This is a genomic window from Consotaella aegiceratis (assembly GCF_036541425.1).
In the GTDB taxonomy this organism is placed as follows: domain Bacteria; phylum Pseudomonadota; class Alphaproteobacteria; order Rhizobiales; family Rhizobiaceae; genus Consotaella; species Consotaella aegiceratis.
Map to the genome: position 1 here is coordinate 1 of NZ_JAZHFT010000106.1, position 3,248 is coordinate 3,248.

Genomic DNA, 3,248 nt, shown 5'->3' on the forward strand with positions numbered 1-3,248 from the left:
CGATCAGGCCGCCATCATCGACGCCTGCTGCCAAGCCTGGAACCGCGCCACCGAAAATCTTGAGCGCATCATCTCGCTCTGCAACTATCCCTGGATCAAGGCGGTCACTTCATAGGCTCAGCGGTATTATTCGATTACAGAAACTAGGCTAGTCGCGCTGTTGTCGAAGATCTGCATCGCTGGCTCCTTGCCGAACGATCCCAGATGTCCAGGCACGATCCCGTCGCCAAGGCGATCAACCACATGGTCGAGAAGCCGGGACGGTGGGAGATCTTCACCCGCTTCCTTGATGACGGCCGCATCCGCCTGACCAACAGCGCCGACCGCGCCTGACGTTGCCCCCAGGAATTATCCAGTTCTGAGTTCGTTTCCGGCGTTGGTCTTGTCCTGACGGACGGTGGTGTCGGGTGTCGACGCTGAGCCTATCATTTGGCGGAGCGCCAGAGCCCGCCGGGATGGGAAGGTCGCCGCAAACTCGGACGGCGTACGCCAGTCGATCTGGGAATGCGGACGAGACGTATTGTAATCGGCCCTCCAGCTCGCCAGCGTGGCCTTTGCCTGGGCGAGCGAGGAGAACAGCGTCTCGTTGAGCAGCTCATCGCGAAGGCGGCCGTTAAAACTCTCGATGAATCCATTCTGCATCGGCTTGCCTGGTGCAATGTAGTGCCATTCGACTTCGGCGCTTTCTGCCCAGGTTAGGATGGCATTGCTGGTGAACTCGGTGCCGTTGTCGGAGACGATCATCTCCGGCTTGCCGCGTTCGACGATCAGCCGAGCTCCCGGGCGACACGGGCGCCGGACAGTGAAGTGTCAGCCATCAACGTTAGGCTTTCCCGCGTGCAGTCGTCCACGACCGTGAGGATGCGGAATCGCCGTTCATCGGTGAACTGGTCCGAGACAAAATCGAGGCTCCAGCGTTCGTCGGGGGCGAGCGGCAACAGCATCGGCGCTCGTGTGCCAATCGCCCGCTTCCGGCCGCCACGCCGCCGCACCGTCAGCTTCTCCTCCCGATAAAGGCGAAACAGCTTCTTGTGGTTGACCTCAAAGCCTTCCCGGCGCAGCAGCACGAGCAGACGCCTGTAACCGAAGCGACGCCGCTCACGGGCAAGTGCGATCATCCGCTCCCGAACGTCCCAATCATCGGGTCGGGTCGATTGGTATCTTATTGTCATGCGGCAACAGCCGATGGCTTCACACGCCCGCCGTTCGCTCATCCCGTGGTGCTCCATCAGGTGAGCGACAGCCTTCCGCTCGGCAACGGGCGCTACCATTTCTTTCCCAGAAGATCCTTCAGGGCGACGTTGTCGAGCATGGCTTCGGCCAGCATTCGCTTCAGCTTGGCATTCTCGTCCTGAAGCGCCTTCAACCGCTTGGCCTCGCTGACCTCCATGCCACCGTATTTGGCTTTCCATTTGTAGATGCTGGCGTCGCTGACCCCGTGCTTGCGGCACAGTTCGGCAACAGGCACGCCGCTCTCGTGCTCCTTCAGGATGCCGATGATCTGCTCTTCGCTGAAACGACTGCGCTTCATGTCCTGGTCCTCTCATTGGGCCAGAACGAACTTCAAACCGGATTAGGCGCAAGGGGCAATGTCAATAACAATTAAGCTAATGGGGCTCATAAGCGCGCACAGTTTGAAACCATTGCTGGATTTCCTGCAGACTCATCTGTTGGTCGCTACCAAGAGCGGCGTTATCAAAAATGCTTCAAGGCAGTATTGGAGAGGGGCAAATCGGGTGGCTTCGAACGATCCGATCTGCAGTCACCATGGCCGCAGCGACCGCTTGATCCATGTTATAGTATCTGTACTCACCTAATCTGCCAGCAAAAACTACTTTCGGAGCCTCTCTGGCCGCCAACTCTACATACTTCCGGTGAAGCCTTTGGTTGGGTTCGCTGGGAATTGGATAGTAAGGCGTTGTCTTTCCGGGCACGTGATCTCGTGGATACTCAATGGAAACCAGAGAACACTTTGACCATTCATCGGTCAGGTGAGACATCTCAGTTATGCGTGTAAATTCGTGATCATTCGGATAGTTCACCTGAGCTACAGTTTGATGCTGACTCTGCTGATAAAGCTGCATTTCAAAATGCAGGCTCCTGTATGGTAGAGCGCCGTAGCAATAACCAAAATATTCATCGATCTCACCCGTATATATTATAGTCTCAAAGTTGTTCTTCCGGTTAAAGTTACTGAACTCAACGCCAAGCTCGACTGAGATCGAACGATGATCTAGGATGTTTTCAACGAGTCGTGTGTAGCTATTTGATGGAAGCCCTTGGTATTTATCTTGAAAATATCGATCGTCGTATGAAATATGCACAGGCACTCTTGCAAGCACAGATGGCGATAGCGTTTCAGGCTGCACGCCCCATTGCTTCCGACTATATCCTAAGAACACCTTTGAGTAGATGTACTCAGCGAGAGCGTGAACGCGCAAATCTCCGGATTCTCTCAATTTGTTGATTGCAATTTTGCTTCCATACCCATAGGTCGAAACTAGGATATCTCGAAGGATCGATGCTTCTGCCCGTTCAAACAGAATCTCTATCGACGTCAAATTGAATGGAATTGGAACTTGTCTACCGTCTATGACACCAAGTACACGGTGCTGATAGGAACGCCAGTCAGTAAAGCGAGATAAATACTCCCAAACAGACAGAGAGTTGGTATGGAAGATGTGAGGGCCGTAAACGTGATACATGAGGCCGTTTTGATCTCGTGTATCATAGGCGTTGCCCGCCACATGACTACGTCGATCTATTACGAGTACAGTACTGTCGGTTTGAGATGCGATGCGCTCCGCCACTACTGCGCCGGTAAAGCCAGCACCAACGATTAAATACTCAACTTTCATCACTTTCACCGAGATAACATGAGGATTTTGAGGTGTTGTATCGGATGATAAGGAAGTATCTCTAGCAAGATCCCCAAAACATCATAATCTGTAATGGTCGATAGATGCGCCGATTGAATCGGGGTTCCATAATTTCTATTGTGTCATAATGTTATAATGCCAGCGGGCGCTAATTGCGACTCTTTATGGGATTCCCAAGTCGGTTGATTTCTGACGGATTGTGCCAAACGGAGATTTGGCATAGCGACAGCGATTTCATTACGTGTCTTCTTAAGCTTCTTGACTGACGAAAGACATGACGGTTTCGGCTGGCCTGCGGCCCATGTTGCGATAGCCGAGATGCGGGCGTTCGGTGTTGTAGTGGACGAGCCAGGCATCGAGATCGGCCTG

At 53.4% G+C, this 3,248-nt stretch carries 1 protein-coding gene and 3 pseudogenes; 1 reads left to right on the top strand and 3 read right to left on the bottom strand.

Features of this window, described 5'->3' with window-relative positions; all coding sequences use genetic code 11:
* Positions 1 to 150 precede the first annotated feature (150 nt).
* Positions 151 to 321, top strand: a pseudogene (locus SMD10_RS25065) (IS66 family transposase); the annotation flags it as partial.
* Between the two features lie 27 nt (positions 322 to 348).
* On the opposite strand, the pseudogene SMD10_RS25070 reads toward SMD10_RS25065, so the two are convergent.
* From SMD10_RS25070 to SMD10_RS25080, 3 genes and pseudogenes are all read right to left on the bottom strand, one after another.
* Positions 349 to 1,531: pseudogene (locus tag SMD10_RS25070) on the bottom strand (IS3 family transposase).
* A gap of 175 nt (positions 1,532 to 1,706) precedes the next feature.
* On the bottom strand, positions 1,707 to 2,858 hold the full coding sequence (glf, locus tag SMD10_RS25075; RefSeq protein ID WP_331688451.1) for a UDP-galactopyranose mutase: 1,152 nt from the start codon (positions 2,856 to 2,858) through the stop codon (positions 1,707 to 1,709).
* 270 nt (positions 2,859 to 3,128) lie between these two features.
* Positions 3,129 to 3,248: pseudogene (locus SMD10_RS25080) on the bottom strand (IS481 family transposase); the annotation flags it as partial.